The 22,548-nt window shown below is 64.7% G+C and carries 21 protein-coding genes; 14 read left to right on the top strand and 7 right to left on the bottom strand.

What is annotated here, in order from left to right:
- Nucleotides 1-111 precede the first annotated feature (111 nt).
- Nucleotides 112-1,125: a serine/threonine protein kinase gene (locus tag ACQ4WL_RS24040; RefSeq protein WP_436512001.1), complete on the bottom strand. Its 1,014-nt coding sequence runs from the start codon at nucleotides 1,123-1,125 to the stop codon at nucleotides 112-114.
- Nucleotides 1,126-1,228: 103 nt separating this feature from the next.
- Between ACQ4WL_RS24040 and ACQ4WL_RS24035 the strand changes: the two genes are divergently transcribed.
- The 6 genes from ACQ4WL_RS24035 to ACQ4WL_RS24010 all read left to right on the top strand — a co-directional run bounded on the left by ACQ4WL_RS24035 (nucleotide 1,229) and on the right by ACQ4WL_RS24010 (nucleotide 7,631).
- Nucleotides 1,229-1,927 carry a UPF0149 family protein gene (locus tag ACQ4WL_RS24035; RefSeq protein ID WP_436512000.1) on the top strand — a complete coding sequence of 233 codons (699 nt, stop codon included), beginning with the start codon at nucleotides 1,229-1,231 and terminating at the stop codon, nucleotides 1,925-1,927.
- Between the two features lie 78 nt (nucleotides 1,928-2,005).
- Entirely contained in the window at nucleotides 2,006-2,941 is a 936-nt protein-coding gene (locus ACQ4WL_RS24030; protein WP_436511999.1) for a LysR family transcriptional regulator, read from the top strand.
- 190 nt (nucleotides 2,942-3,131) lie between these two features.
- Nucleotides 3,132-4,667: an MFS transporter gene (locus tag ACQ4WL_RS24025; protein WP_436511998.1), complete on the top strand. Its 1,536-nt coding sequence runs from the start codon at nucleotides 3,132-3,134 to the stop codon at nucleotides 4,665-4,667.
- Nucleotides 4,668-4,693: 26 nt separating this feature from the next.
- A complete protein-coding gene (locus ACQ4WL_RS24020; protein WP_436511997.1) occupies nucleotides 4,694-5,764 on the top strand; it encodes an HlyD family secretion protein in 1,071 nt (356 codons plus the stop codon).
- A complete protein-coding gene (locus ACQ4WL_RS24015; protein ID WP_436511996.1) occupies nucleotides 5,761-7,200 on the top strand; it encodes an efflux transporter outer membrane subunit in 1,440 nt (479 codons plus the stop codon). The genes ACQ4WL_RS24020 and ACQ4WL_RS24015 overlap by 4 nt, the downstream gene beginning before the upstream one ends.
- A complete protein-coding gene (locus ACQ4WL_RS24010) occupies nucleotides 7,197-7,631 on the top strand; it encodes a hypothetical protein (protein ID WP_436511995.1) in 435 nt (144 codons plus the stop codon). Before ACQ4WL_RS24015 ends, ACQ4WL_RS24010 begins: the two co-directional genes overlap by 4 nt.
- A gap of 13 nt (nucleotides 7,632-7,644) precedes the next feature.
- Here ACQ4WL_RS24010 and ACQ4WL_RS24005 read toward each other — a convergent pair whose 3' ends face one another.
- The 5 genes from ACQ4WL_RS24005 to ACQ4WL_RS23985 all read right to left on the bottom strand — a co-directional run bounded on the left by ACQ4WL_RS24005 (nucleotide 7,645) and on the right by ACQ4WL_RS23985 (nucleotide 12,603).
- The gene (locus ACQ4WL_RS24005) at nucleotides 7,645-8,433 is read right to left on the bottom strand and encodes an ATP-binding cassette domain-containing protein (protein WP_436511994.1); all 789 of its coding nucleotides are present in this window, start codon (nucleotides 8,431-8,433) and stop codon (nucleotides 7,645-7,647) included.
- An 8-nt stretch (nucleotides 8,434-8,441) separates the two neighbouring features.
- Nucleotides 8,442-9,488, bottom strand: a complete 1,047-nt coding sequence (locus tag ACQ4WL_RS24000; protein ID WP_298409323.1) for a FecCD family ABC transporter permease — start codon at nucleotides 9,486-9,488, stop codon at nucleotides 8,442-8,444.
- Entirely contained in the window at nucleotides 9,485-10,423 is a 939-nt protein-coding gene (locus ACQ4WL_RS23995; protein ID WP_298409325.1) for a heme/hemin ABC transporter substrate-binding protein, read from the bottom strand. Before ACQ4WL_RS23995 ends, ACQ4WL_RS24000 begins: the two co-directional genes overlap by 4 nt.
- On the bottom strand, nucleotides 10,411-11,508 hold the full coding sequence (locus ACQ4WL_RS23990) for a hemin-degrading factor (RefSeq protein WP_436512060.1): 1,098 nt from the start codon (nucleotides 11,506-11,508) through the stop codon (nucleotides 10,411-10,413). The genes ACQ4WL_RS23995 and ACQ4WL_RS23990 overlap by 13 nt, the downstream gene beginning before the upstream one ends.
- Nucleotides 11,509-11,703: 195 nt before the next feature.
- The gene (locus ACQ4WL_RS23985) at nucleotides 11,704-12,603 is read right to left on the bottom strand and encodes a DMT family transporter (RefSeq protein ID WP_141172219.1); all 900 of its coding nucleotides are present in this window, start codon (nucleotides 12,601-12,603) and stop codon (nucleotides 11,704-11,706) included.
- 303 nt (nucleotides 12,604-12,906) lie between these two features.
- On the opposite strand from ACQ4WL_RS23985, the gene gcvA reads away from it, so the two are divergent.
- Both gcvA and ACQ4WL_RS23975 read left to right on the top strand, forming a co-directional pair.
- Nucleotides 12,907-13,851 carry a transcriptional regulator GcvA gene (gcvA, locus tag ACQ4WL_RS23980; RefSeq protein WP_436511993.1) on the top strand — a complete coding sequence of 315 codons (945 nt, stop codon included), beginning with the start codon at nucleotides 12,907-12,909 and terminating at the stop codon, nucleotides 13,849-13,851.
- Nucleotides 13,848-14,225 (top strand): hypothetical protein, encoded by a 378-nt coding sequence (locus tag ACQ4WL_RS23975; RefSeq protein ID WP_436511992.1) that lies wholly within the window; start codon nucleotides 13,848-13,850, stop codon nucleotides 14,223-14,225. Before gcvA ends, ACQ4WL_RS23975 begins: the two co-directional genes overlap by 4 nt.
- A 106-nt stretch (nucleotides 14,226-14,331) precedes the next feature.
- On the opposite strand, the gene orn is transcribed toward ACQ4WL_RS23975, so the two are convergent.
- Nucleotides 14,332-14,928, bottom strand: a complete 597-nt coding sequence (gene orn, locus ACQ4WL_RS23970) for an oligoribonuclease (protein ID WP_170840539.1) — start codon at nucleotides 14,926-14,928, stop codon at nucleotides 14,332-14,334.
- A 56-nt stretch (nucleotides 14,929-14,984) separates the two neighbouring features.
- On the opposite strand from orn, the gene ACQ4WL_RS23965 reads away from it, so the two are divergent.
- From ACQ4WL_RS23965 to argF, 6 genes are all read left to right on the top strand, one after another.
- On the top strand, nucleotides 14,985-16,265 hold the full coding sequence (locus ACQ4WL_RS23965) for a M48 family metallopeptidase (protein WP_436511991.1): 1,281 nt from the start codon (nucleotides 14,985-14,987) through the stop codon (nucleotides 16,263-16,265).
- Nucleotides 16,262-16,627, top strand: a complete 366-nt coding sequence (locus ACQ4WL_RS23960) for a 4a-hydroxytetrahydrobiopterin dehydratase (protein WP_436511990.1) — start codon at nucleotides 16,262-16,264, stop codon at nucleotides 16,625-16,627. Before ACQ4WL_RS23965 ends, ACQ4WL_RS23960 begins: the two co-directional genes overlap by 4 nt.
- Nucleotides 16,624-17,529, top strand: a complete 906-nt coding sequence (gene rsgA / locus ACQ4WL_RS23955) for a ribosome small subunit-dependent GTPase A (RefSeq protein ID WP_436511989.1) — start codon at nucleotides 16,624-16,626, stop codon at nucleotides 17,527-17,529. The genes ACQ4WL_RS23960 and rsgA overlap by 4 nt, the downstream gene beginning before the upstream one ends.
- Before the next feature lie 282 nt (nucleotides 17,530-17,811).
- Complete coding sequence (locus ACQ4WL_RS23950; protein ID WP_436511988.1) at nucleotides 17,812-18,228, top strand: hypothetical protein; 417 nt, start codon at nucleotides 17,812-17,814, stop codon at nucleotides 18,226-18,228.
- Between the two features lie 204 nt (nucleotides 18,229-18,432).
- Nucleotides 18,433-21,282 carry an ATP-binding protein gene (locus ACQ4WL_RS23945; RefSeq protein ID WP_436511987.1) on the top strand — a complete coding sequence of 950 codons (2,850 nt, stop codon included), beginning with the start codon at nucleotides 18,433-18,435 and terminating at the stop codon, nucleotides 21,280-21,282.
- 286 nt (nucleotides 21,283-21,568) lie between these two features.
- Complete coding sequence (gene argF, locus ACQ4WL_RS23940) at nucleotides 21,569-22,489, top strand: ornithine carbamoyltransferase (RefSeq protein WP_436511986.1); 921 nt, start codon at nucleotides 21,569-21,571, stop codon at nucleotides 22,487-22,489.
- Nucleotides 22,490-22,548: the final 59 nt, after the last annotated feature.

The raw sequence follows: 22,548 nt of genomic DNA, 5'->3' as shown, positions 1-22,548 counted from the left end.
TTCGGGTGAATTCCATTGCTTATAGGAATTTATTAACACCATTATGTAGCGGGCACAGGTATTTCAGCGCGGCAAGAAGAGCCGCTTTTACCGCTCTTTTCGCTATTTAACTCAGATAGGCCATAGGGGAGCTTCATCCATCAAGGCCACCTGCTCGCGCAATTCCAGGATGCGGTCCTGCCAGTAGCGCTGCGTGTTAAACCACGGGAAGGCGACGGGGAAGGCGGGGTCGTCCCAGCGGCGCGCCAGCCAGGCCGAGTAATGGATCAGGCGCAAGGTGCGCAGCGCTTCGACCAGGTACAGCTGGCGTGGGTCAAAATCGCAAAAGTCTTCATAGCCGGCCAGGATGTCGCTCATCTGGCGCACCTGGTCGCTGCGCTCGCCCGACAGCATCATCCACAGGTCCTGGATGGCCGGGCCCATGCGGCTATCGTCGAAATCGACGAAATGGGGGCCGGCGTCCGTCCACAGCACGTTACCGCCATGGCAATCGCCATGCGTGCGCAGTACGGCCACGTCACCCGCGCGGTCATAGCAGCGCTTGACACCATCAAGCGCCTGCTGCGCCACGCTGGAATACGCGGACAGCAGTTCGGGCGGCAGGAAATTGCCTTCCAGCAAGAACTCGCGCGGCTCGACACCGAACGTCTGGTGATCGAGCGCCGGCCGCTCCTGGTAGGTGGACAGCGCGCCGACGGCGTGGATGCGGCCGATGAAACGCCCTATCCATTCCAGCGTCGCCGGATCGTCCAGCTCGGGCGCGCGTCCGCCGTGGCGGGGGAAGACGGCAAAGCGGAAGCCCTGGTACTGGTGCAGGGTGCTGCCGTTGATTTCCAGCGCCGGCACTACCTGGATTTCGCGCTCGACCAGTTCGGAGACGAACGCGTGCTCTTCCAGGATGGCAGCATCGCTCCAGCGCGCGGGACGGTAAAACTTGGCGACCAGGGGCGCGCTGTCTTCGATGCCCACCTGGTAGACGCGATTTTCATAGCTGTTCAGCGCCAGCAGACGGCCATCGCCGCGCAAGCCTACGCTATCGAGGGCGTCGAGCACGCAATCGGGGCTCAGGGCGGAAAAGGGATGGACGGGCCGGTCGTCCTCGTGCGGCTGGTTTTCATTGTGCATAAGCGACATTGTAAGGCGCGCGCGCGCCGCCGGTGCAAACACTTCGGCGATGAAGCGCCGCTAGGCGTATACTGGTGCCTTACATTCAATCAAAGAGCAAGCCATGCAACTCGAACAGCCATTATCAGAAAAAGAATTCGACGAACTAGACCAATTCCTGTTGTCGGAGCGCTGCTCCGAAGACGCGATGACCATGGATATGCTGCACGGCTATCTGACGGCCGTCGCCATCGGCCCGGAACCGATCATGCCGGCCGAGTGGTTGCCACGCGTGTGGGGCGAAGATGCCGAAGATGCGCCGAAATTCAAGAACAGCAAGGAAGAAGAACGCATCGTCAACCTGATCATGCGCTTCATGAACGAAGTGCTGGTGACGTTTGAAGTCGCGCCCAAGGAATTCGAAGCCCTGTTCGTCGAGCACGACTACGAAGGCCAGACCCTGATCGACGCCGAAGCCTGGTGCTGGGGCTTCTGGGACGGCATGGAGCTGCGTCCCGGCTCGTGGAGTGAAATCTGGGATTCCGAAGTGGCCGAGCTGATGCAGCCGATCTACCTGCTGGGCGCTGACGAAATCAAGGAAGACGAACTGAAACTGGTGGAAGACCCGGTCAAGGCGCACAAGCTGGCGCAGGAACTGGAAGCGAACCTGCCGGCCATCCACCGTTTCTGGGTACCGCGCCGCAAGGCTCCCGTGCAAACCATGAAGCGCGAAGAGCCGAAAGTGGGCCGCAACGACGACTGCCCTTGCGGCAGCGGCAAGAAGTTCAAGAAATGCTGCGGCGCCGAGCCGGCAGCCGAGTAATCCCGCAGTAGCCTCACTCTCTGCGCCGGCGTCCTGCCGGCGCAGCGCTGGCGTTGGCCCACGGGCTATAATCGCCGCATGAAACTCCCCGACCTGAACCTGCTCGTCGCCCTCGATATCCTGCTCGAGGAAGGCAGCGCCGTGGCTGCGGCGCGGCGCATGCATCTGAGCGCACCGGCCATGAGCCGCACCCTGGCGCGCATCCGCGACGCCATCGGCGACCCCGTCTTCGTGCGCTCCGGGCGCGGCCTGGCGCCCACCCCGCGCGCGCTGGAATTGCGCGAGCAGGTGCGCGGCGTGGTGGAGCAGGCGCACGCCATCTTCACTTCCGGCCGCGAAGTCGACCTGCGCACGCTGGAACGCACTTTCAGCCTGTGCGCCAACGACGTGTTTGTCGGCGCCTACGGCGGCAAGCTGCGCGACCTGCTGGCTGTGCACGCGCCGCACACGGTGCTGCGCTTCGTGCCCGAAGGCGATGGTGCCACGGAAAACGACGCCCTGCACGCGGGCCGCATCGACCTGTACATCAGCGCGCGGCGCGCCTTTGCGCCCGACATCAAGCTGCAGCAGCTGTTTACCAGTTCCTTTGTCGGCATCGCCCGCAGCGACCACCCGCTCTTCGACGGGCCCATCAACCTCGACAGCTTTACCGAATACGAACATATCAGCGTCTCGCGGCGCGGCTTGGCGCGCGGTCCCTTCGACACCATCCTGGCCGAGCGGGGCTACACGCGCCGGGTGTCGCTGATCAGCCCTAATTTTCAGTCCGCCATCTTCGCCGTGGCCGATTCGCGCCTGCTGCTGCCGCTGATGCCCACGCCGCTGCTGGCCATTGTCGAGCGCCTGGGCTTGAAGCTGCGCACGTTCCAGCTGCCCATCCCCGTCGACAGCGTGGAAGTATTCCAGGCCTGGCACCCGCGCCTCGACCACGACCATGCGCACCGCTGGCTGCGCCGCATGATCAAGGACTTGTGCACGGGGTCAGACCCTTGCGGGTCTGACTCCAGCATTTGATTTGGGGGAGTTTGATTTGAACTCACCCGCCAGACGCCAAACCCAACGACAAAGACCGGGGTCAGACCCATAGGGTCCGACCCCACTCATCATTGCGTCTGACGCAATTCAGACTTCATCAATGATCAATTTTCATCATATTTAGCGCTACCTATACTGCGTGGACTGATCCTCATCCACGGAGTTCCCTGTGTCTGCTGTACCGCTTCCCGGCGCCGTCCCCGCGGCCGCGCCACCCGCACCTCCCATTTTCGGCCTGCGCCTGGCCACGGGCCTGGCCGGCGTGCTGCTGGCCGTGCTGGTGTCCGGCCTGAATGAAAACATCACCAAGGTCGCGCTGGCCGACATCCGCGGCGCCATGGGCATCGCGCGCGACGACGCCAGCTGGCTCGTGGCCCTGTATGCGGCCGCCTCGGTATCGGCCATGGCGTTCGCGCCGTGGTGTTCCGTCACCTTCTCGCTGCGCCGCCTGACGGCCAGCGCCATCCTCGTCTGCATGGCCGCCGGCCTGCTATGCCCGCTCGCGCCCAACCTGTCCGTGCTGATGCTGCTGCGCGTGGTGCAGGGAGCGGCCGGCGGCGCCCTGCCACCCATGCTGATGACGGTGGCGCTGCGCTTCCTGCCGCCGAACATCAAGCTGTATGGCCTGGGCGGCTATGCGCTGAGCGCCACTTTCGGCCCCAGCCTGGGCACGCCGCTGGCCGCCTTCTGGACCGAGTACCTGGGCTGGCAATGGGCCTTCTGGCAAATCATCCCGGGCAGCATCGTCGCCCTGCTGATGGTGTCCTGGGGCTTGCCGCAAGACCCGCTGCGCCTGGAGCGCTTGCGCCAGTTCGACTGGCGCGGCCTGCTGCTTGGCCTGCCCGCCATCAGCATGTTGGTCATCGGCATGCTGCAGGGCGAGCGCATGGCGTGGTTCGCTTCGCCGCTGATCTGCGTGCTGCTGGGCGGCGGCCTCCTGCTGCTGGTGCTGTTCTTCATCAACGAATGGTCGCACCCGCTGCCGTTTTTCAAGCTGCAACTGCTGTCACGGCGCAACCTCAGCCACGCCCTGCTGACCCTGGGCGGCGTGCTGTTCGTGCTGCTGGCCGTGATCCTGATTCCCTCGTCCTACCTGGCGCAGGTGCACGCCTATCGCCCGCTGCAAACGGCGCCCGTGATGCTGATGGTGGCGCTGCCGCAGCTGATCGCCCTGCCGCTGGTGGCCGCCCTGTGCAATATCCGCGCCGTCGACTGCCGCTGGGTGCTGGCCATCGGCCTGGCCCTGCTGGCCCTGTCCTGCGTGCTCGGTGCGCGCATGTCGCCGGACTGGATCCGCACGCATTTCTACCTGCTGCAAGCGGTGCAGATCTTTGCACAACCGATGGCCGTGATTCCCTTGCTGCTGCTGGCCACCACGGGCCTGGCGCCGCAGGATGGCCCTTTCGCCTCGGCCTGGTTCAACACCATCAAGGGCATGTCGGCCGTCGTCGCCACCGGCGTGCTCGATGCCCTGATCACGCGCCGCAACCATTTCCATTCGACGGTGCTCAGCGAGCGCCTGGGCAACCTGCCGGCCGGCGTGGACATGGCAGGTTTGGATCCTGGCCTGGCGCAGCGCATGCATGCGCAAGTCGTCACCCTGACCTCGTCCGACCTGTACCTCACCGTGGCCGCCATCGCGCTGGCCATGATTGTGATCATTCCCATCCTGCCGACGCGCGTCTATCCGCCGCGCGCCGCCTGACTTTTACTTCACGAAAGAGCTTCACCATGCAAAAACCCATACTGCGCTCGCGCGCCTTTCTTCTCGGCCTGGCCCTGCTGGCCTGCGCCCTCGCCTTTTGCGCCTGGCAACTGCTGTTCGCCCGTGGCGATGAACAAAGCACCGACGACGCCTTTGTCAGCGCCGACTACACCGTGCTCTCCCCCAAGGTGGGCGGCATCGTGCGGGAAGTGCTGGTGGAAGACAACCAGACTGTCAAGGCGGGTGATCTGCTGACGCGTATCGACGACCGCGATTACCAGGCCGCCGCCGCCTCGGCCCGCGCCGACGTCGCCGGCGCCGAAGCGCAGCTGGCGAATGCCCGCGCTACCTTGCAGCGCCAGCAATCGGTGATCGAACAAGCCACGACCCTGGTCGACGCCAACCAGGCGGAAGACAAACTGGCGCAGCAGGAGCTGGCCCGTTCAACGCACCTGGCCGGCCAGGGTGCAGGAAGCGTGCAGAACGCACAACAGGCGCAATCGCGCTTCGACGTGAGCCGCGCGCGCCTGGCGCAAAACCGCGCCGCCCTCGTCTCCACCCGCAAGCAGACGGAAATCTTGCAAGCTCAGCAAGGCGCGGCCGACGCGGCCCTGCTGCGCGCCCGCGCCAGCCTGCAACGGGCCGAACTGGATTTGTCGCATACGCAGCTGCGCGCCCCCATCGACGGCATCGTGGGACGCCGCGCGGTGCGCGTCGGCGCCCTGGTGGCGCCCGGCGCCAGCCTGATGGCCGTGGTGCCCTTGAACCGCAGCTTCGTCGTCGCCAACCTGCAGGAAACCCAGCTGACCCACGTGCGCCAGGGCCAGCGCGCCAGCATCGCCGTCGACGCCTATCCGGGCGTGCTCCTGCACGGCACAGTGCACAGCATCGCCCCCGCCACGGGTGTGACGTTCGCCGCCATCGCGCCGGAAAACGCCACCGGCAACTTCACCAAGGTGGTGCAGCGCATCCCCGTCAGGATCGCGCTCGATCCGGGCCAGGATGGCGACAGCCGCTTGCGCGTGGGCATGTCGGCCGAAGTGCGCATCGATACGGCCATGCGCCGCCAACAGCTGCAACAGGTGAGCGCACGATGAAAGCACTGATACTCATCACGGCCCTGGGCCTGGCCGGCTGCGCCAGCGTCGGCACCGACTTCCAGCGTCCGCACCATGATCTGGGGCAGCAATGGCGCCAGGCGCAGGACGCCCGTTTCGCCGCAGCACAGGATGGCGCCATCGAACAGCGCTGGTGGGACAGCTTTGGCGACGCAACCCTGTCATCCTTGCTGCAGCGCGCCGCCGGCGCCAACCTCGACGTGCTGGCGGCAAGCAGCCGGCTGGAACAGAGCCGCGCCGCGCGCGGCGTGGCCGGCGCAGCGCAAGGCCCGTCGCTGGGCGCGAATGGCGGCTACAGCCGCGCGCGCAACAGCGAACAAGGCTTGAGCGACCCGTCGCGCAACAACGGCCAGGCCGCCTACAGCCTGTGGCAAGGCAATCTCGACGCGGCTTGGGAACTGGACCTGTGGGGCCGCGTGCGGCGCGAAGTGGAAGCGGCTGACGCGCGCGTCGACGTGGCCGTGGAAACGCAGCGTGGCGTGCTGCTGGCCGTGCTGGCCGAGACGGCGCGCGACTACATCGAGCTGCGCGGCGCGCAGCAGACGCTGGCCATCACGCAGCAGCTGCTCGATATCGCGCGCCATACCCTGGACCTGACCCGCATCCGCCTGCGCGAAGGCGCGGCGACGCAGCTCGACGAAGCCGAGGCGGCGGCCCATGTCGCCACCATCGAAGCGCGCCTGCCGCCGCTGCAGCAGCGCGAAGCGCGCCTGGGCAATGCCCTCGCCCTCTTGCTGGCGCTGCCGCCGCAAGGCCTGCAGGCGGAACTGGCGGCGGGCAAGGACATTCCCGCCATGGCCATGCAGGTGCAACTGGGCGTGCCGAGCAGCCTGGCCGGGCGGCGTCCCGACATCCGCCGCGCCGAAGCGCAGCTGCACGCGGCCGCGGCCGCCATCGGCGTGGCGCAAGGCGATTTTTATCCACGCATCACGCTCTCGGGCAGCGTCGGCTTGCAAGCGATGCAGCTGTCCGACATCGGTTGGGACGCCAAACGCTTCGCCTTCGGCCCCGGCTTCAGCGTGCCCCTGTTCGATGGCGGCCGCCTGCGCGGCAAGCTGCAATTGCGCGAGGCGCAGCAGCAGGAGGCGGCCATCGCTTACCGCCAGACGGTGCTGGCCGCCTGGCACGAGGTGGAAGACGCGCTTTCGGGCTACCAGGCGAACCAGCGCCGCCAGGCCAGCCTCGATGAAGCCGTCAAGCAGGGACGCCGCGCGCTGGGCAGCGCGGAACTGCAATACCGCCAGGGCGGCACGGACCTGCTCAACGTGCTGCATGTGCAAAACACCTTACTGAACAACGAAGCGGCGCTGGTCGACAGCCGCGCCACCGCTGCGCTGTCGCTGGTCCAGGTCTACAAGGCGCTGGGCGGCGGCTGGCAAGCATTTACAAGCACATCGCAAGGAAGCACGCCATGAAACCGAATCCCGCACATTTTTCCATCCACGACGTCAGCGACTTTCCCATCGTGCGCTTTCGCCCTGAAACGGCCGTCACCGGCTATGCCCCGCTGTGGGAAAACGACATGGACGCCCTGCTGCGCCATGGTGTACCGTTCGTCCTGCTGTTCGAGGAAGAGCGCAGCGATGAAGCGCACGTCGACCGCAAGCGGCGCGGCCTGTGGCTCAAGCATAACAAGGTGGCGCTGGCCGCCCTTTGCCGTGGTCTGGTAACGGTCGAGGCGGACGCGGACCAGCGCGCGCGCCTGCAGGCGATGGCGGCTGGCGCCATGAAGGCGTTCGGCATCGTGCAGGAGGTGGCGGCCACGCGCGAACAGGCCGAGGCCCTGATGGTGTGGCTGCTGGGCAGTGGCCAGATGGCGCGGCCGCGCGCGGCAGACGTCTGGTGAGTGAGCTAATCGGTCAGGCGGCCCTGCGCACCGCACTTCTGGCGGGGATGACGCAGACGTCGCCATCGCTGCTGGTCGCCGTCGTCAGGGCGATGCCGTACAGCGCGGCCAGGGCGGGAACCGCCTCGGCATCGCTGGCGATGTCGGCGACCAGCTGGCCCGAACGCACCAGCAGCAGCCGGTCAAAGCCCAGCAAGGCGTGATTGATGTCGTGCAGGATGGCGACGACGGCGTGGCCGCGCGCGGCGCAAAACTGCTGCAGGCTGTCGAGCAAATCGAACTGCAGGCCGGGATCGAGCGCCGCCAGCGGTTCGTCGACGAGTATCAAGCCATCGTGTGCGTCCCACATCTGCGCGAAGATGCGCGCCAGCTGCACCCTGGCCTGTTCGCCGCCGGACAGGGTGTCCAGGCGGCGGCCCAGCAAATGCGCGGCGTGCGCCAGGGCCGCTGCGTCCTGCACGATACGCTCCAGTTGCGGGTCGACCAGGCGCGCCACCCGCCCCAGGCCGATCACCAGTTCGCACTGCAGTCCGAAGGCCACGCTCGATGCCTGTGGCAGGACGGCGCGGCGCCGCGCCAGTTCGGCCAGCGGCCACTGCGCCAGCGGCCGGCCGGCGAACGCCACCTGGCCCGCCTGCGGATGCAATTCGCGCGCCATCAGTTTGAGCAGGGTCGACTTGCCCGCGCCGCTGGGGCCGAGGATGGCGATGCGCTCGCCGGGCGCCACCCGCACATTGAAGGGGCCGAAATACTGCTGGCCAAGTTGGGTGGTGGCGAAGGAGAGTTCCAGCAGCGACGTCATGTTCACCTCTAGGCGCTGGCGTGGCGGAAGCGCCGCAACAGCATCAGGAAAAATGGCCCGCCCAGCAAGGCCGTGAAAATACCGACGGGGACTTCCGCGGGAATGGCGACCGTGCGCGCCAGGGTGTCGGCCAACAGCAGCAGCAAGCCGCCCATCAGCATCGCCAGCGGCAGCACGCGACGCTGGTCCGCGCCCAGCCAGGTGCGCACCAGGTGCGGCGCGATCAGGCCGATAAAACCGATGCCGCCGCACCAGGCGACGGCAAAACCCGTCAGCACGGCCACCAGCACGATCACCTGCGTGCGCAGCCGGCCCACGTCGATACCCACATGCAGCGCCTGCGCCTCGCCCAGCGCCAGCGCATTCAATGAACGCATCAGGAAGCGCGTGGCCCACAGCGCGCCGGCCAGCACCAGCAGCAACGCCGCCACCTGGCGCCAGCTGCCGGCCGACAGCGAGCCGAGGGTCCAGAAAGTCAGGGTGCGCAGCTGGTCGTCGCTGGCCAGGTAGATGCACAGGCCCATGGCGGCCACCGTGATGGCATTGAGCGCCACGCCCGTCAACAGCAGGCCGACGATGGAGCCGGGCGTGGCCCAGCGGGCAACGCGGTCGAGCAGCACGCAAATGAGCATGGCGCCGGCAAACGCGGCCCCCGGCAGCAGCCACACGCGCAGCTCGGGCGCCACGTGCAGGCTGGCGGCGAAGACAATGGTAGCCGCGCCCGCGCAGGCGGCGCCGCTGCTCACGCCCAGCAGCCCCGGGTCGGCCAGCGGATTGCGGAACAACCCTTGCGTCAGGCCGCCGGCCAGCGCCAGCGCGGCGCCGATCAGGATGGCAAACAGGGCGCGCGGCAAGCGGATATGCCACAGCACGTATGCGCCACCGGACTGCGCCGCGTCGCCCGCTTGAAACGGCGCCAGCCAGTCGGCCGGTGTCACGGGCACGGCGCCCGCCTGCACGGCGATGAGCAAGCTGCACACCAGTGCGGCGGCCAGCAGAGCGCCGGCACCCCAGCGTGGCCAGGACACTGCCGGCGTCATCGCGCGCACGTTCATGCGGCCATGGCTTTGGCGAAGGCGGCGTCGAGTTCGGCCAGCGCCTGCGGCATGCGCGGGCCAAAGCCCAGCAGCAGCATGGCTTCCAGCGAGACGATGCGGTGCTTGCGCCCGGCCGGCGTCTGCGCCAGGCCTGGCAGTTTCAAGATGCCGTCCACGCCGCCCGAGGCTTTCAGTCCCTGCTCCGTGACGAGCACGATATCGGGCCGCGCGGCGATCACGGCTTCCGGCGTAAGGGGCTTGTAGCCGGCGAATCCGCCCTGCCCGCCCATCACGTTGACGGCGCCCGCATACGCGAGCATGGCGTCGGCGCCCGTCTCGCGCCCGCCCACCATCACCTGGTTGGGCGCATGGGCGAGGATGAACAGCACGCGCACGGCTGATGGTACCGGTGACTGGCTGCGCTGGCGCACCTTGCCCAGGGCGCCGTGCCACTGCTGCTGCAAGGCTTGCGCCAGACGCGCGGCGGGGTCGGCACGTCCCGTGATCTGGCCCACCTGTTTCACCCGTTCGAGCAATCCTTCGAATTGGTTACTCGCGTTCAGCACCGCCACCGGCACGCCAGCGTCGCGCACCTGGCGCAGCACCGCTTGCGGCCCCGCTTCCTCGGTGGCGATCAGCTGCGTGGGCGCCAGCGACAGCACGCCCTCGGCCGACAGGGTGCGCGCGTAACCCACTTGCGGCAGCTGTTGCGCCACGACCGGATACAGCGACGTCGTATCGACGCCCACCAGCTCGCCCTGCGCCCCGAGCGCGTAGACGATTTCCGTCAGGGCGCCGCCGACGCTGACGATGCGCCGCGCTTTGACCACAGGTGTGCCCGCGTCGGACACGGCGGCCAGCACCTGCATCGGCGCGGCCAGGGCCAGTGCTCCCGCCCCCATTTTTTTCAGCGCGATGCGGCGCGCCACGCTGGCGGCGATCATGCGGCGCATAGTTCGCCCTCCTGCGCCACTCTGTCGACGATATGGCGCCATTCGCACAATTCATGCACGCCCGGCTTGCGTTCGCCGAAGAACATGACGATGGTGTCGCCCTTCGCGTCGAACAGTTCCACCGACGTCACCAGGCCATCGACGGTGGGCTTTTTCACCACCCAGGCGCTGGCGATATGGTCTTCGCGCAAATGCAGGTTGAAGCGCGTGTCGAGGACATTGATCCACGGCCCCATCACGGCGATCTTGTGCACGGGCCCCGAATGGATCTGGATCATGCCGGCATTGCCGACGAAAGCCATGATGGACACCTTTTCGAGGGCGGCGCTATTGAGCAGGTCGAGCACGCAGGATTTGTCGATCTGCTGCACGAAGCGCGCCTCGGCCAGGCGCAGGCCTTGCAGGCGCGAGACCGCATACTTTTTCAGCACGGTGAAAAATTCATGCGTGTCGCGCAAATCGGCCCAGGCGGCGCGAAAGCCGGCCACGTCGATCTGCGCGTCGGGCAATTCCGCTGGCGGGACCACCGGCGCCGTCACGGCGATGCCGGCCGCCTGGTTCGCGTCGGCAAAATGCGCCACCAGCGCGTCGTAGGCGGCCAGGTCGCTTTGCGGCTTGAGGAAAATCTTGTGCACGGCATGGCCGGCCGCATCGAAAAATTGCAGGCTGCGCTGCACCGCGTTTTCGCCCTCGTTCACCTCCCGAACGGCAAAACCATGTGCCCAGTGGCGGTAAAACACGCGCAAGTCGATGTCGCCACCGAGCACCAGGCCCACATGATTGTTATGGCTGGCTTTTCGATAGACGCCCGTCTTTTCATGCACGCACGAGGCGTTGCGCGTCAGCGCCATGACTTCGCCCAGCGGTTCGAGCGCGGCGATGATGGCGGGCAAGTCGGCCTGCAGGCGCTCGGCGCTCAGCAAGGCGCCATGGGCCAGCGACAAGCCGGCATGCGCGGCAATCAGCTCGCCTTCGGCAATGCCCAGTTCCTCGGCGATGTCGCGGTGACGGGCTTTCTTTTCGCGGCGCAGGCGGGCAAATTCGCTGGCGACCAGCTCGGTATTGCAAATGGGGAACGTGCTCAACACGGTGTCTCCTTTCAAGGCGAACACTGGCTGGCATGCGGAGGGCTGGCTGGTGGTGGGGGAATCTTGCAGTCAATTATAAATGAGAATCATTCGCAATCAAGATTTTATGTGCAAAAAAAGCGCCGCGACAGGAAACCCGTCGCGGCGCAAAGGAGACCGATCGATACAGCCGATCAGTTCAGGAAAACAGGATCAGGCGCTGGCCTGCACGCCCGGCATGGCCGCGGCCTTGGGCGCGGGACGCTGCGCCAGCAAGACGACGGCGGCCAGCACCATGGCGCCGCCCAGCAATTGCGTGCCGCTGACGGATTCTTTCAGCATGGTCACGCCGAACGCCATCGTGATCACAGGTTCAAACGTGGAAATAATGGATGCCTTGGCCGCGCCGATTTGCGCCACGCCGGCAAAGAAGGCGGCAATCGCGATGGCCGTCGAGAACAGGGCGATGGCGCTGACGGCCAGCCAGCCCGTCGGCGTGCCCGGCAAGGCCACGCCTTGCCACAGGGCAATCGCAGTATTCGACAGGCCAGCCGTGCCCAGGATCACCACACAGGCGGCCAATGGGTGAATATTCTCGCGGCTTTTCGACAGGCTGTTGCCAAACAGGATGTACACGGCGTACACGCCTGCCGCCATCAATGCCAGCGCGATGCCAATGGGCTGGCCCTGCAGCTTGCCGCCCAGGGTGATGGCCATGCCGGCAATCGCCAGCGCCATCAGCACCAGCATGCGCCGATCCAGCTTTTCCCAGCCCAGTGCCAGCGCCAGGATCGTCACCAGCACGGGATACACATACAGCAGCATGCCGCACAGGCCGCTGCTGGCATACATCAAGGCATTGAAATAGCCTTGCGACTGGGCCGTGTACATCAAGCCCATCAGCATGTAGCCGGCCAGCAGGCGGCCGCGCGGCAAGCGCCAGCCACCGAGCCACACGAGCGGCAGCAACAGCATGGCGGCGATGACGAAACGCAAGGCCAGCATGGTCGACGGGTTGACCCCGGACGCATAGGCCGCCTTGGCAAACACTGCGGAACTGCCGAAACCGGCGGCCGACAGCAACACCAGCGCAACGGCGCGGCGATCAGACATGACTAAACCTCTTTGAGTACGCCAGGGCAAACCTGCTGCGCGTCGCGCTTTGCGGCCTGCGATGCTCACCGTACTGAAGTACGGTTGCGCTTCTCGGCCACAAATCACTGCCGCTCGCGACGGTTTTTCCAGGCGTTGTAAATATAAATGCCAAGCAAGGCTGGCGATAATTTATGCGTGAATCATATTGTGGGTCACTTCACGCAGTGACGGCATCATATTCGCTTGCGCAAAATGAAACAAACCAATATTCTTCACGGATAGGCCAAATATTACTGAGGCTCAATTCTCTTGAAGAGTGCCATGTCACGTTCCCTGCCCCCGCTCGCCGCCCTGCACGCCTTCGAAGCGGCTGCCCGCCATGAAGGCTTCCAGCGCGCGGGCGAAGAATTGCACGTCTCGGCAGGCGCCATCGGCCACCACGTGAAACAGCTGGAAGCGTGGCTCGGCGTCGTGCTGTTCCAGCGCCTGCCGCGCGGCGTGGTGCTCACCAGCGCTGGCCAGCGCTATGCGGCCTCGCTGGGGCCGATACTCAACCAGCTGGCCGACGTCTCCGAGCAGGCGCGCCGCCAGGGCGATGACAAGGTGGTGACGGTGACGGCCACCAGCTCGCTCGTCTCGCGCTGGCTGATGCCGCGCCTGGGCCGCCTGCGCGACCGCTATCCGCAGATCGAGCTGCGCGTGCTGGCCTCGATGCACCCGGTCGACCTGGCGCGCGATGGCGTGGACGTGGCCATCCGCCTGGGACCGGGCCGCTATCCGGGCCTCAAAGTGGATTTACTCATGGAAGAATGGTTTTCCGCCGTCTGCAGCCCCGGCTTTCGCGCCAACGCGGCCAGCCTGCGCCAGCCCGCCGACCTGCTGCGCTACCCGCTGCTGCACGACGAACCGGAAGTGCACCTGCCAGGCGAAATCGACTGGACGCGCTGGCTGCACAGCTGCGGCGTACATTACAGCGGCAATAGCGGCAACAGTGGCGCGCGCTTTTCGCACACGTATTTATGCCTGGACGCGGCCGCCAGCGGCCAGGGCGTGGCCATCGCCGCCAGCCCCCTGATCGGCGACGACCTGCGCTCGGGCCGCCTGGTGCGCGTCTTCGAACACGCCGTGCGCGGTCCCCACTGCTATTATTTGCTGCGCTCGCCCCAGGCGGAAACGCGGCCCCTCGTGCATGCATTCTGCGAATGGCTGATCGCCGAGGCGCGCGCCGACCAGGAAACCGTCTGGCCCACCGTGGAGACAGCATGAGTCGCCGCGAACTGGCGCGCAGCGCCGAATATATTGTCCAACATGAATATGAACAGGCCAGCGTGACAGCGGCTGGTGGATGGCGGCAAGAGCTGGGCGAATTCTATGGCGATCCGGCCGTGGCCTTGATCGATATCAATGAGCAATGGTGCGCCGTGGCAGGGGAAGGATTGGTACTGTGTCGGCTGGGCCAGCCGTTCGGACAGTGCGCGGAATATTTCCGCCAGCCTGGCGAAGTGCGCTGGATCGCGGCTTTACGACAAACGGGAGCGTTTGCGCTGGAGTGGCAAGGCGAGGATGGGGCTTGGCACAGCCTCGATTTCGACTTTGGAACGATTGTAACGGAAGCTTCGCGACGCCTCACAAAACCGTAGCGAGCGGAAGGGAGAGGTGGCCAAGAAGCGCAACCGTACTTTTAGTACGGTGAGCATCGCAGGCCGCCTATACCGACGCGCAGTAGGTTTTGTGAGGCGTTTTAACTTACAATTTAATGAAGTGCTCGCGGTAGTATTTCAGTTCCTCGATCGACTCCAGAATATCGGCCAACGCAGTGTGCTTCTGGTGTTTCTTGAAACCGGTAGCGATTTCCGGCTTCCAGCGCTTGCACAGCTCTTTCAATGTCGATACATCAACATTGCGATAGTGGAAGAACGCTTCCAGTTTCGGCATGCCGCGCACCATAAAGCGGCGGTCCTGGCCGATGGTGTTGCCGCACATGGGCGACTTGCCTGCCGGCACGTATTTCTTCAGGAACGCGATCAGTTCCGCTTCCGCCTGCGCTTCCGTCACGGTCGACGCTTTCACCTTGTCGATCAGGCCGGAGCGGCCGTGCGTACCCTTGTTCCAGGCATCCATCTTGTTCAGGGTTTCATCCGACTGGTGAATCACGAACACGGGGCCTTCGGCCAGCAGGTTCAAATGCATGTCCGTCACCACTACCGCCACCTCGATGATGCGGTCGGTATCGGGCTCCAGGCCCGTCATTTCCATGTCGACCCAGACCAGGTTCATCTCGTTTGGACGTGCCGGGACAACGGGTGCGGGGGTGGATGCGGTTAAGTCGGTCGCTTGTGACATAATTCTCTCTTGGCCTAATCAAACTAAATAATCAGCCATTTTCTCACAGGCACAGAATGTATTCACTCGCGTTTTCGATTTTGTTTGTATCCGTCCTCGTTTTGACCCTGGCCGTGCGCTTCTGGCTCGCTTCGCGGCAGATTCGCCACGTGCTGGCCCACCGCGCTGCGGTCCCGCCCGAATTCGCGGAAAAGATCCCGCTGGCCGCGCACCAGAAGGCGGCCGACTACACGGTGGCCAAGACCAAGTTCGGCTTGCTGACCTTGCTGGTCAACTATGCCGTGCTGATCGGTTTCACCTTGCTGGGCGGCCTGCAGTGGCTGGCGCTGTCCCTGAATGAATGGATGGGAGCGGGTTCGCCCATGCTGTACCAGATCGGCCTGATCGCCGCCTTTGCCGTCATTTCCGGCCTGATCGACCTGCCCTTCGATTACTACCGCCAATTCGTGCTGGAACAACGTTTCGGCTTCAACACCATGGCACGCAAGCTGTTCTTCACGGACATGCTCAAGGGCGTGGGCCTGGGCGCGGCCATCGGCTTGCCGCTGATCTGGGTCGTGCTGACCCTGATGGCCAGGTCGGGCGACCTGTGGTGGTTGTACGCGTGGTTCGTCTGGAGCGGCTTCCAGTTGCTGATGATGGTGCTGTTTCCGACCGTCATCGCTCCCCTGTTCAACAAATTCACGCCGCTGGCCGACGAATCCTTGAAAAGCCGCATCGAAGGCTTGATGCAGCGCGTGGGTTTCGCCTCGAAAGGCTTGTTCGTGATGGACGGTTCGAAGCGCAGCGCCCACGGCAATGCCTATTTCTCGGGTTTTGGCGCCAACAAGCGCATCGTCTTCTTCGACACCCTGCTGTCGCGCCTGGCGCCGCAGGAAATCGAAGCCGTGCTGGCGCATGAACTGGGCCATTTCAAGCTCAAGCACATCGTCAAGCGCATCGCCATGATGTTCGTCATCTCGCTGGGCTTTTTGGCCCTGCTGGGCTTCCTGAAGACGCAGCCGTGGTTTTACGCGGGCCTGGGCATCGATCCCGTCACCCTGGCACTGACGGGCCAGCCGACGGATGCGCTGGCCCTGCTGCTGTTCATGCTGGCCTTGCCGGTCTTCACTTTCCTGCTGGGACCGCTGACCTCGCTCAGCTCGCGCAAGCACGAATTCGAAGCCGACGCCTTTGCCGCCACGCACACGCAAGCGGACGACCTGGTCTCGGCGCTGGTGAAAATGTATGAAGACAATGCGTCGACCCTGACGCCCGACCCGCTGCACTCGGCCTTCTATGACTCGCATCCGCCGGCCAGCGTGCGCATCCGCCACCTGAAAGGGGCTGCCACATGAATACGCCATCGACTTCGCAAGACCTGGCCCAACTGTCCTGCGCACCGCGCCAGCAGGCGCTGGGCGACACCGACATCGCCACCCTGCATGCCCTGCTGCCCCAATGGACGCTGCAAAATGGCAAGCTGTGCCGCGACTTCGGCTTCAAGAATTACTACCAGACCCTGGCGTTCGTGAACGCCCTGGCCTATATGACCCATACGCAAGACCACCATCCGGAGCTCATCATCACTTACAAAACCTGCGCCGTGCGCTACGATACGCACTCGGTCAACCAGGGCGCCGGCGGCCTGTCCGAAAACGACTTCATCTGCGCCGCCAAGGCAGACCTCATCTTCCAGAGCAGCCAGGTGGCCCCATGAGCGAAGGCAAGTTGACGGGTGTCATCATCGCCGCCCACGGCCGCCATTACCTGGCCGACGTGGAAGGCGCCAAGCTGCAATGCGTGACGCGCGGCAAGAAGACCAATGTGGCCGTGGGTGACATCGTGCACCTGACGCGCACCTCCAACGACCAGGCCGTCATCGACCGCATCGAGGAACGCAAGACCTTGCTGTATCGCTCGGACCAGTACAAATCGAAGCTGCTGGCCGCCAATTTGACGCAGCTGTTCATCGTCGTGGCGACGGAACCGGGCTTTGCCGACGACCTGATCTCGCGCTCGCTGGTGGCGGCCGACGCGGCCGGCATCGCGGCGCGCATCATCCTGAATAAGACGGACGTGACGGCCTCGCTGGAGCGCGCCCGCGAACGCCTGCTGCCGTATTCCTCGATGGGCTATCCCGTCGATGAAGTGTCGGCGCGCGCCGACCCGGAACACGCCGTGGCCACCCTGGCGCCGCTGCTGGCGGGCCAGTCGTCGATCCTGATCGGCCAGTCGGGCATGGGCAAATCGTCGCTGATCAACCTGCTGGTACCGGACGCGGATATCGCCGTGCGCGAAATCTCGGCCGCGCTCGACACGGGCAAGCACACGACGACCTTTACGCGCCTGTACAAGCTCGACGAACTGGGCTCGAACAGTTCCATCATCGATTCGCCCGGCTTCCAGGAATTCGGCCTGTACCACTTGTCCGAGGGCATGCTGGAGCGGGCCTTCCGCGAATTCCAGCCCTACCTGGGCGGCTGCAAGTTCTATAACTGCCGCCACCTGATCGAGCCGCAGTGCGCCATCCTGCAAGCATTGTCTGAAGGCAAGATCGCCAAGATGCGCCATACCCTGTATGGCCAGCTGCTGCACGAATCGGCGCAAACCCTGTATTGAACGTGCCTGGCGCCCGCCATCGCAGCGGGCGCCGAACCGATGAAAAATTTACCACCGCGAATTAAACAGAATTAAATTCTTCCGCACAGCCCGCTTTCCAACATTCATTTCAAAACCATCCATCGTCCGATTTTGCGTTTCAGCGCCGAATTCCGGCATTTCATCGCTTCGCAGTGGCATGGCGTCGATCCACTTGCTACCTTGGCATTGTCCCCGCCAGCGAACCTGCTGGAGACAACATTGGCCTAACTCCAACCAGCATTTTGATCACAAGGTGAAATCATGAAAGCATCGTTCTCGCGTACCCTCGCCCTCGGTAGCGCCGCCCTCGTCCTCGGCCTGTCTTGCCTCAGCGCCAGCGCGCTGGAGATCGGCGAACAGGACAAGGTACAGATCTCCGGCAAGGTGTATAAACTGGCACCACAGGAATTCAGCCAGTACGGCAATCGCTACCAGCTCGACACGGGCGATACCTTGCTGCTGCGCCAGCAAGTCAACCGCTATTTCACGAAGATCAAGGATCAGCCCGAAGTAGAGCTGTTCGGCCGCGCGCCGGGCGTCTTTGAAACGGCCAGCGGCACCCGCATCGAATTTCGCAACGATGGCGACGTCATCGCCATTACAGGACTGAACAACATTCCGGGCGCAATCACCAAGGCGGGTGAAACGGCCAGCACGGTACACTTCGCCGGCCGCTAAAACAAGCAGCACTGCGCAAGCGGCACGGAACACGGCTGGCAGGTCGTCGCCGCGCCTGCTTTGCGCAGGCTGAAAGGGCGCGCGCAACAAAATACTGTCGAGTCGACCAAACAACTGCATCCGAATGCAGCTTACAATGCGATCCAATACGGTGTCACTGGCCGCTGGCCAACACCATCGCCTTGCGGGAGATTTCGGATGGAAATGTTCGCACTCGAACATGACATTGCACATTGGGAAGACACACTGCGGCCACTAACCGCAGTGGAGCGCCTGCCCTTGCTGATGCGGCTGGCCTGGCATTTGCGCCAGCGCAACTGCGCCCAGGCGCTGCACTATGCGGCCGAAGCGGAGGGCTGGCTGCCCCTGGCAAACCTGCCGGCGCAGACATTGGCCATCGCGCAGGCACGCCTGCAGCTGGTGCGGGCGGAGGTGGCATGGTTGCAAGGTTCGCTCGATGCGGCGGAAAGCCTGGCCTTGGCGGCGCACGCCCTCCTGTGCGCGCACGGCGACGGCGCCGGCTGCGCCGACGCCCACTGGCTGCTGTCCTCGATCGCCGTCGACCGCGGCGACCATGCGCGCTGCGATGCCGAGCTGCTGGCCGCAGCGCAGCAAGCGCGCGGCGCCGGCGATGCGATGCGCGCCAGCCTGGCCGACGCGGCCGTGGCACGCTGGGCCGTCTTGCGCGATGCCCCAGCCGCCCAGGCCCGCTGGGGCAACCACTTCCAGGTCGACAGCGCCAGCGGCAAGCTGCACGCGCCGCTGGCTGCCTGGGTGCATGACTTTCGCGGCTTGTTGGCGCACACGTCACGCGACCTGGGCACGGCCGCCGGCCACTACATGCAAAGCTATGAAGCGGCGCTGGAAAGCGGCCAGCTGCGCGGCGCCATCACGGCCGCCATCAATATCGGCGACTGTTTCGCCAGCCTCAACGACAACGAATCGGCCCTCGAATGGATGCAGTGCGCGCTGGACCTGGCCCGCCCCACGGGCTGGCCGCGCAGCATCGGCGCCTGCCAGACGCATACGGCCGAAACCATGCGCAAGCTGGGACGCCAGGCTGCCGCCGAAGACTTGCTGCGCGAAGCGCTGCACATCCTGGCCCCCGTGGCGGGCGCACGCACCTATGCCAATGCGCTGTTCCACCTGGGCGAACTGAGCCTGGACAAGGGCGACTACGACACGGCACTCGATGCCTTCAGCCGCCTGGCGCAGCGCGCCGAAGCGCTGGGCCAGGCCGATTTCCGCAGCATGGCGCAGCGCGGCAGCGCCCACGCGCTGTCCTACCTGGACCGCCCGGACGAAGCGCTGCAGGCGGCCGAGCGGGCGCGCCAGCTGGCCACGGCGCAGGGCGACGCCATGCACCAGGTAGCGGCGCTGCGCGTCCTGGCCATGCTGCATGCGCGCCACGAGCTGCCGCCGCCGGCAGGCATGCAGGAACGCAATCCGGCCCTGCATTTCCTGCACCAGGCGCTGCAGGTCGCTGCCTCCATCGAAGGCTATGTGCCGCCCGGCGAACTGCTCGATGCGCTGGCGCGCGAATACGCGCATGCGGGCGACTATGCGCGCGCCTACGATATCGCCCTCGATGCGGGCGTGGCGCGCGAAAAAAGCCACACCCAGCAAGCCAGCAACCGCGCCACCGCCATGCAGGTCTACCACCAGACGGAACATGCGCGCTCGGAAGGCTATCACCACCGCGAACTGGCCGCCTCCGAAGCGCGCCGCGCCGAAGTGCTGCAGCAAACCAGCGACACCCTGGAACGGCTGTCGGCCATCGGCCAGGAAATCACCACCCACCTGGACGCCAGCGCCGTATTCCAGGTGCTCGACCGCCACGTGCATGCCTTGCTGCCAGTCAACACCTTCGCCATCTACATGCTCGATGCGGCAGGCACGGCGCTGCGCCGCGCGCATGGCATGGAAGCGGGCCGGCCCCTGTCCGACAACGCCATTCCCCTGAGCAATCCACGCGCCTACTCCGTGCGCTGCCTGCTGGGCCGGCGCGAAGTGTATATCGACCAGGTGCCGCCCAAGCGCCACGCCTACACCGTGCCGGGCACCCTGCATAACCAGAGCGTGCTGTACGTACCACTGATGGTCGGCGAGCGCGTGCTGGGCGTGATGACGGTGCAAGCTTGCCATGCCCATGCCTACGGCGAACGCGAGCGGCTGATCTTCCGCACCCTGTGCGCGTATGGCGCCATCGCGCTCGACAATGCGAGCGCCTACCGGCAATTGCAAGATGCCCAGGCACAATTGGTATCCCAGGAAAAACTGGCCGCCCTCGGTTCGCTGATGGCGGGTGTGGCGCATGAACTCAATACCCCCATCGGCAACAGTTTATTGATTGCCAGCACCATGCAGCAAAAGACGGAAGATATGGAGCGCCTGATGAACGGTCCCGGACTGCGCCGCTCCGACCTGGCAACCTTCCTCGACGATGCGGGCAAGGCGTCGGCACTGGTGATGCGCGGCCTGCGCAGCGCGGCCGACCTGGTCAACAGCTTCAAGCAGGTGGCCGTCGACCGCACCACCGAACAGCGGCGCCAGTTTGACTTGCAACAGGTAAGCAATGAAATCATCGCCACCGTCATGAACAGCATCCGCAGTTCGGGCCACCGCATCGAAGTGGAAATCGATTTCGGCATCGCCATGGATAGCTATCCGGGCCCGTTCGGCCAGGTGATCACCAATCTGATCAACAACGCCCTGCTGCACGCGTTTGCCCCCGCACCCAATAATGGCAGTGCCGGCACGGGCTGCATGCGCCTGTCCGCCACGGCGGACGCCGCGCGCGTGCAGGTCGTCTTCGCCGACAATGGCGGCGGCATCGCCGAACAGCATTTGTCGCGCATTTTCGACCCTTTCTTTACCACCAAGCTGGGCCAGGGTGGCAGCGGTCTGGGGCTATCGATCAGCTACAACATCGTCACGGCCCTGCTGGGCGGCACCATCCAGGTGGCCAGCAGCCCCGCCGGCACGCGTTTCACGCTCGATCTGCCGCTGGTGGCGCCGCAGATCGATGCAGCCACCCCGGCCAACATCTATTGAGCCGGCAAGACCCTGGCTGGACGCGGCCACTTGTCTACACAAGTAGCCGTCCGGCCAGTCTTTCCAATCTAAAAGCAAAACCCTTATAATTGAATAGCTGAAGTCCCTGCCATTGCATGATTTACAACTTGGCAAACCGCATCGACCCGTGCGACAAACAGGCATGGGCACCGATCAACACAGCAGCGCGCCGGGCGAGGCAGTCATCAGACGAGATGTTGTACGCTGATGCAACCCGGCGGGAAAGGCACGCCGCCGGCGGCCTGCGCATCTTCAAGTGGTCATTATGTCGACAAAAAAACCGATCAAGCACTACCTCCAGTTCTCCGATTTCACGTTGGAAGAGTATGAATATGTGATCGAACGCGCCCATCTGATCAAGCGCAAGTTCAAGAATTACGAAATCTACCATCCACTGATCGACCGCACCCTGGTGATGGTCTTTGAAAAGAATTCCACCCGCACGCGATTGTCGTTCGAAGCCGGCATGCACCAACTGGGCGGCGCCGCCATCTACCTGAACACGCGCGATTCCCAATTGGGCCGCGGCGAACCGGTGGAAGATGCGGGTCAGGTCATGTCGCGCATGTGCGACATCATCATGGTGCGCACCTTCGGCCAGGAAATCATCGAGCGTTTCGCCGCCAATTCGCGCGTGCCGGTGATCAATGGACTGACCAATGAACACCATCCGTGCCAGGTGTTTGCCGACATCTTCACCTACATCGAACACCGCGGCTCGATCGCCGGCAAGGTCGTCGCCTGGATCGGCGACGCCAACAACATGCTGTACTCGTGGCTGCAGGCGGCAGAAGTGTTCGGTTTCCACGTCAACGTGTCGACGCCGCAGGGCTACGACATCGACCTGTCGCAAGTCAATACCGAGCGCTATACCTTCTTCGCCAACCCGTCGGACGCCTGTGAAGGCGCGCACCTGGTCAACACGGACGTGTGGACCAGCATGGGCTACGAAGCGGAAAACGCGGCTCGCATTGCCGCCTTCGATGGCTGGATCGTCGATGGCGCGAAGATGGCCCGCGCCGCGCCCGACGCGCTGTTCATGCACTGCCTGCCCGCCCACCGCGGTGAGGAAGTGGCCGCCGAAGTGATCGACGGCCCGCAATCGGTGGTGTGGGACGAAGCGGAAAACCGTTTGCACGTGCAAAAAGCGCTGATTGAATACCTGTTACTGGGTAAAATCCAATAATTCGCCTGGAACTGCAGAACTCCCGGCAGCATCGCAACACATACATCGACAACGACAAC

It is taken from the genome of Janthinobacterium kochi, assembly GCF_051380715.1.
GTDB lineage: Bacteria > Pseudomonadota > Gammaproteobacteria > Burkholderiales > Burkholderiaceae_D > Janthinobacterium.
This window is presented reverse-complemented; position numbering and strand designations above follow the sequence as displayed.